Annotated in this window: 5 protein-coding genes; 3 read left to right on the top strand and 2 right to left on the bottom strand. The window is 50.4% G+C overall.

What is annotated here, in order from left to right:
• The 3 genes from R6U67_RS02660 to R6U67_RS02650 form a co-directional block, all read left to right on the top strand.
• The coding region (locus tag R6U67_RS02660) for an FAD-dependent oxidoreductase (RefSeq protein WP_410251116.1) at positions 1–882 on the top strand (882 nt) is incomplete at its 5' end.
• A gap of 152 nt (positions 883–1,034) precedes the next feature.
• Positions 1,035–2,246: a DNA double-strand break repair nuclease NurA gene (locus tag R6U67_RS02655; protein WP_410251115.1), complete on the top strand. Its 1,212-nt coding sequence runs from the start codon at positions 1,035–1,037 to the stop codon at positions 2,244–2,246.
• A gap of 32 nt (positions 2,247–2,278) precedes the next feature.
• A complete protein-coding gene (locus R6U67_RS02650) occupies positions 2,279–3,628 on the top strand; it encodes a hypothetical protein (protein WP_410251114.1) in 1,350 nt (449 codons plus the stop codon).
• A 19-nt stretch (positions 3,629–3,647) separates the two neighbouring features.
• Here R6U67_RS02650 and R6U67_RS02645 read toward each other — a convergent pair whose 3' ends face one another.
• Together R6U67_RS02645 and R6U67_RS02640 are read right to left on the bottom strand one after the other, a co-directional pair.
• Positions 3,648–4,838: a tetratricopeptide repeat protein gene (locus R6U67_RS02645; RefSeq protein ID WP_410251113.1), complete on the bottom strand. Its 1,191-nt coding sequence runs from the start codon at positions 4,836–4,838 to the stop codon at positions 3,648–3,650.
• A complete protein-coding gene (locus R6U67_RS02640) occupies positions 4,807–6,351 on the bottom strand; it encodes an ATP-binding protein (RefSeq protein WP_410251112.1) in 1,545 nt (514 codons plus the stop codon). Before R6U67_RS02640 ends, R6U67_RS02645 begins: the two co-directional genes overlap by 32 nt.
• Positions 6,352–6,837 lie beyond the last annotated feature (486 nt).

Raw genomic sequence — 6,837 nt, 5'->3', positions numbered from 1 at the left:
GCTCAAGCTTTTCGTCGTCTGGGTTCTCAGGTAACGCTGATTCATCGTCATTCCCATGTGTTGCATCGGGAAGATGCTGATGCGGCGGAGATTGTGCAACAGACGTTTATCCGGGAAGGGATTGAGTTGGTTCTCGGTTGTGAACCGGAGCGAGTCGAGAAGACAGCAGAAGGGAAAGTCCTGACATTCAACTACAAGGGGACTCAAAAACAGGTGGTTGTGGATGAGATCCTGATTGGGGCAGGACGGACGCCGAATGTGGAAAGCTTAAACTTAGAGGCGGCAGGTGTGGCTTACAATCGCCGAGGGGTGGAGGTGGATGAGTATTTACAAACCACGAATCCGCAAATTTATGCGGCGGGGGATATCTGCATGAATTGGAAGTTTACCCATGCGGCGGATGCAGCGGCTCGGATTGTGATTCAGAATACTCTGTTTGCCCCGTTTGGTTTGGGGCGACCGAAGTTGAGCAGTTTGGTGATGCCCTGGGTGACGTATACTGATCCAGAAGTGGCTCATGTGGGTCTCTATGAGGGAGAGGCACAAGAGAAAGGTATTGAGACGGAAATGATTAAGATAGGGTTTGAGGATTTGGATCGGGCGATCGCCGATGGGGAAACAGACGGCTTTCTCAAGGTTCTCCATGAGAAAGACTCGGACAAAATCCTCGGGGCCACGATGGTCTCGCGTCATGCGGGAGAGTCGATTAGTGAAATCACCACGGCGATGGTGGGCGGATTGGGGTTAAAAACTCTCTCTAGTGTGATTCATCCCTATCCCACTCAAGCTGAATGTATCCGCAAGGCGGCGGATGCCTACAAACGAACCCAGTTAACCGATACCACGAAAAAACTGTTAAAACTATTGCATCGTTTCACGTAATTTCTCTATTGCTATCGAAGCGGTGCGTTCCGGCAAGTTTTAGCCGAGTGGTCTAAGCCTAACCTTGATTGGAGCCGGAACACCCCCTACCTCTACTATTGCCTTTTCCCCCCTCTTGCCTCTTGCCTCTTGCCTCTTGCCTTCTTCTTCCCATGCTCGATCTCAATCAAGTCACAAAACTCCTACCCGGCATTGGTGAACATTTGCGGGAAGAAGCCGTCGCGGCTCAGAAACGGCTCGAATTGGCTCAGGGGTTGTTTGAGACGGCCTGTGAGCATCAGGAGGCGTTGGTGGCGGCTCAGGAGCGATGGCGCGATCGCATCTGGTTTTCGGCCGCCACCCCAGTTGAACCCCTCCAGAGTCACATCCTTCTCCAACGGCCCCCCTCAGAACATACGGTTATCGCCACCGATGGCTCGCAAATTGCCCCCAATCAGCATGAAATCGCCTATTGCTATCTCCTCAACATTGGGCGGGTTGTCTTGCATTATGGGCAAAATCGCGCCCCGGTTCTCGATAGTGTGCCGGAGGTGTTCTATCGCCCGGAAGACTTATATGCGTCACGCCAATGGGGGATTCGGACGGAGGAATGGATGGGCTATCGGCGGGCGGTGTCGGAGGCCCAGGAGTTGGCTACGTTAGGGGTGGAGTTACGCCGTCAGCACCCGGAAACGCCGCTGTTGGCGATGGTGGATGGTTCTCTGATTTACTGGTTCCTCGATAGTTTGCCCGATGAGGCCCGCGATCGCATCCTCAACCCCATTCTCGATGCTTGGGAACGATTGCGACGGGCGGGGGTTCCGCTGATGGGCTATCTGAGTGCTTCCCGCAGCCGTGAAGCCCTGAGTTTTTTGCGTTTAGAGGCCTGTCCGTTTGAGCAACCTAATTGTTTGACGTATTGCCCCTATATTGCGCCCACTGAAGGCGATGTTTTGGCGAAACGCGCCCCCTGTCAGGTGATGGAACCGTTGCGAGATACCAGTTTTTGGGGGGGATTGTTGCAACCGGGAGAACGCAGTTGTTTGTGGAAGTCGTCGTTACCGGTGTTGGGGTTATATCCGCCGCAGCAAACTGTGTATTTTTGTTATGTTCATGTGGGGACAGAAATTGCTCGTATTGACGTTCCCGCCTGGGTTGCAGAGGACTCTGACCAACTTGAAGCGGCGTTAAGCCTTATGTTAGGACAGGTGTACAAAGGATATGGCTACCCGGTGAGTTTGGCGGAAGCTCATAATCAGGCGGTGGTTCGAGGGGGCGATCGCCAACGCTTTTTTGCCCTCCTGGAACGACAAATGATTGAAGCCGGATTAACCAATGTGGGAACCTCCTACAAGGAAGCTCGAAAACGCCGCAGTATTGCCTAATTTATGGCTTAATTTATCGCCTAATTTACCCTATGGCTAATCCCTCGGCTGCAAATTGGATCTGGAAAATTTGGGCTGCCATTTTTTTGGTGTCTGGGGCAATTGTGGGAGGAACGCTATTGCTTCTTCCAGAATTAGTTAGACAGCGAACCTCGTTGGCTGAAGAGGTCGAAACCATCAATAACTTATTATCTCTAAAAAGTAGTTTAGATGACTTAAATCGGGCTGAACGCCGCGCTGAGAATCCCTCACAAAATCCAGATGAGGAGTTAACTGTTGCTGAGACTCCATTATTGAATAGTTCAAGGGTTCAGCAACTTCCAGAAGTTCAAGCAATGGAATCTGCGGATAATGAAGCCTTAGAAGAACGTCTTGAGTTAGAACTGGAGTTCCAACAGCAAGTTCAAGCTCAAATTCGTCAGTTGCAGGAGGAAATCGCTCAACTTGAAACCAATAATCGCCGACTGGTACAGGAAAATAATAGTTTACGAGGTTATCAAATTAATTACCAACAACAAATTGAACGCAAAATTGAGTTATTACAGCCTCGTTTGGCTAAAATTCGTCAACTTCCATCCGTTGACAACACCTTTTCATTAGAAAATGTCACACTGGCTTCATTAGGAAATACAGTTGATTTTGAGAATTTAGAGTCAAATTTAGAGAATAAAGTTGAGCAAAGAAATATCCTTCGCGATCAGATTCGTTTCCTAGAACGTAGTTTTTCGTTTGGGATAATTTTAGGTCTTGCCAATTTGTTGATTGGGGGAATTTACTATTGGTTAGACCGTTGGAACGAGGAACAGGCGCAGAAAATCAAGGAAACTGAAGAGAAAATTGAGGAAGCGCAGTCAAAAATCCGTAACTTTAGCTGGAATATGGCGAATGCGAGTTTAGAAAAGTATTATCAACGCAACTTAATGGAGGTTCAGGTCATTTTTATGACCAGTGTTGTGGTGATGATTTTAGGATTTTTGTTGATTTTAGCCTCGTTGGCGATCACACTCTATGATTTAAACCCGGCGGAGTCTCCCAACAGATCGCCAGACACAGAAGTTGCTGAACGTGGCGAGGTGGAACCGTCTCAGGAGTCGGCTACAGCGACATCAGTGGTCAACCCTAATAGTGATGTGGCGACAATTGGGGTAATCGCCGGGATTTTAACCAACTTTATTGGCGCAACCTTTATGATTGTCTATCGCTCAACGGTTCGAGAAGCCTCTCGCTATTCTAATTCCCTGAATCGGATCAATGATGTGGGAATTGCGATGGATATTTTGAATACGGCGGTTGAACATGAGGATACTCCTGAAATTTTGATGGCGAAGGTGGAAATCGCGAAACGACTGGTGGATAGCGATCGCCATCCTAATCTTGATTAAGATGTTGATTAATTGACGTTCACGTCGATTCACCGGTGAGGCTGGCTAGGAGTTCTTCACAGTCGTGAACGAGAGGAATCCCGAGACTTTTAGCAATACTTAATGCTTGTTGACAATAGCCGATGGCCCGTTCGCGATGATCGAGATGTTGATGCAGTTCAGCTAAGTTTTTTAAGCCTTCAGCTTCCCCATGACGATCGCCAATCTCACGGGTAATCTCTAAGGCGCGTTGTAAACTTTCCGTGGCTTCGGGATAACGGCCCAAACAGAGATAGGTTTCTCCCATATTCGACAGGGCGATCGCCTCCCCCTCCCGAAACTCCATCTTACGGGAAATATCCAGATATTTCTCCTCACAACCGAGGGCCTGAGAATAATCCCCAAGTGCATAATACGCAAACCCCAAATTACCTAAAGCCTGGCCAATTCCTCGGCGATCGCCTAATTCTTGAGCGATGGCTAAATCCTGTTGATGATAGGCGATCGCCGCCTGATAATCCCCTAAGCCATGTAACGCCAGGCCTAAATTGCCCAACGCTTGCCCAATTCCAGAGCGATCGCCGAGAATTTGAGCCAATTTCAGACCATTTTGAAAATAGGAAATCGCCTGCTCATACTCCCCTAAATAGTAATACTCTAAGCCAATATTCCCTAACGCAATTGCTTGATTTTGCCGATCCCCTAGCCTGTCAGCGATGCTTAAATGTTGTTCATGACAGGCGATCGCCTCACGATAATTGCCCAGACAGGAGTAGGCTTTTCCCAACCCTTCGAGACAGACAAGATTAAGCGGATCATCTCCCTTACCCAACAACGATTCATACATTTCCATCTGTTCCCGATAATAGCCCCAAATCTCTAGTTGCTTATGGAGCGGTTCTGCTGTTAGGCGATCGAGGGGCAATAAAAGCAATTCCTGACACCGTTGCCAATCTTCAACTTCCGTTAAATGGCGAAAGGCCTCAAGATAGCCACGGACATGATCAAGATTAGAAGCGTCTAACGGCGGTTCATAATGGATCAGCCAGTTGAGGGCGGCCCGATATTGACTGCGGCGACTGCGAGGAGAAATACGTCGTAATGTAGCCGGATTGAGCTGCAAGCGTTTCAACAGTCGCTGCCGAGACACCGATGGGGACACCATTGACTTGTCATCCATCGGTGTCTCAACGGGTGCATTAATGGCTGAATCCGCTGGGAAGTTCTCCATCCTCTAAATCTAGGGCTTGTAAATGACTCAGGGCAACACTACGAATGAGGTTATGTTGACGTAACAGCAAGCGATCGCCCTCAGTCACCTCCTCGACTAAATAGCGATCGCGCAGTACATCGAGGGCCAACTGTCGATCACTTTCTAGATAGTCCCAATCCTCAAGATGAGAAAGCCAGAACGACTCAGCCACCGGGCAACGATAGACGGAGGCCTCACATAACAAGAGATAAGCGGCCGGGGCCTCCCGTTTGAGCCGCAAAAAGGTTTGTTCGAGGCGATCGCGAACTTTCATGCGTAACAGGCGGGTGCATTCGTGGAGTTGCCAGCGATCCTCAGCCGAGGCCGTCTGTCCCATTTTAGCCTGGGCGATCGCCGTTTCAACCTCCTCAATGTCCTGACCATATTTATGCCAATAGGCCCGCACATTGCCCGAAAACGGCGCATTCGATATCTCGCCGGCTATCACCCGCAACGCCAGGGGATGCCCTTCATAGGCGGTTCCAATGCGCTTGAGATAGCTTTGACAGTCTCGGGTTAGGTTGAGATGGGCCTTGGCAAATAACGCCAACTGTTCCGACTCATTGAGTCCTCCAAGAAACTCACAAGTCCAGAAATTGCTGTAGCGTGCCGGGAGCTGGCCGGGGAAGTCTTGGGAGGTGAGGATAATCCGACTCTGACAGACGGGGGCCGCCAACAGAGCCTCAAAAAAGTCCGCCCAGAGAGGATCTCGGAAGTCACTCCAGCCATCGTCCTCGTTCCCCTGTAACATCATCTCCAACGAGTCAATCATCAGCAACAGGGGCCGGTTGAGGAGATAGTTGGCCGTGCGATCGACTAAGACTTGGCCATCCTTAGGCCCCTCGATGGGAGATCCCCACTGTTCCCACCAGCGACTGGCGACACTGATAAAGTCGTTGGGTTGGCGATCGTTGTCGAGGTTTTCCCGGAGTAGGTTCTGCCACTCGGGGCCAGTCCATTGTGGGTATAAGCAGATGGCAATTCGCTCCCCCAGTGCCGTTTTACCGATGCCGGTAATTCCCAATAACACCAGGAGACGACAAGACTGCTGCAACTGCTCACTTAACTGAGCCAATAATGCGTCGCGTCCGACCCAGGCCTCATCGTAGGCGAAGAAATCCAAGGTCCCTGAGGCCGGATTGGCCGATGAGATGCCTGATGAGAGAGTCTCGGGATGGGCGATCGCACCCTCTTGGCCCGAGTCTTGGCTAGAGTCTTGGCCCGAGTCTTGGCCCGAGTCTTGGCTAGAGTCTTGGCTAGAGTCGGACAACGGGGCCACCACCACTTCTTGCCATGGTACTTCCACCGCCTCGCAGATGGCGATAAAGGTCTGCGATCGCACCGGGAGGCGACGCCAAAACCGTTTCAGGGTGGCCGCCGAGGTTGAGGCGGCCTCACACCATTCTGATGATGATTTGAGCCAACCCTTGTAACGTCGCGCGTAATCAACCTGTCGAAGCCCCTGCATCGACGCCTTGAGTGTTGCTGCCACAGTTCTCGCTCTCCTTGCGAATCAATCAACCCCTGACGACTCATTTTTGGCTCACTCTAGCCCGGCGGATGCTCGAATCTTGACAGAGCCAAAAATGAGCTTATAATGAGTACATCGCATTTTTTTAGATGGATGTTTTGCCTAGAACTCCCATTACATCAGGGGATTAGGCTCTGTCGCAACCGTTGAGCCGCCCGGTGCGACGATCGAGATCATCTCGGTCAACGTCAGCCTAAAACTTGTGGGAGTTAGCGGCTCACTTTTGGCTAACTTTTTATCCATCACCAGAGGTCATTTTGCATCAACCTGCCCTATTCGAGGATCGTCACCGATGAACCACTGCACTCACAAGCGCAACCAGCACCCAACCGAGATCAGTCAGCGGCTGATTGGTCTTCCATTAGACATCTGGCTTTCCTAACAACCGGGGTCAGTTTAATCTTGCGCTTCTTGAAACTCAGCTCTCAAAGCGAACCTCGAACCGAA

The sequence above is a fragment of the Sodalinema sp. genome (assembly GCF_046483825.1).
GTDB lineage: Bacteria > Cyanobacteriota > Cyanobacteriia > Cyanobacteriales > Geitlerinemataceae > Sodalinema.
Note: the sequence above shows the minus strand (reverse complement) of the source record. Positions and strands in the feature narration are given on the sequence as shown.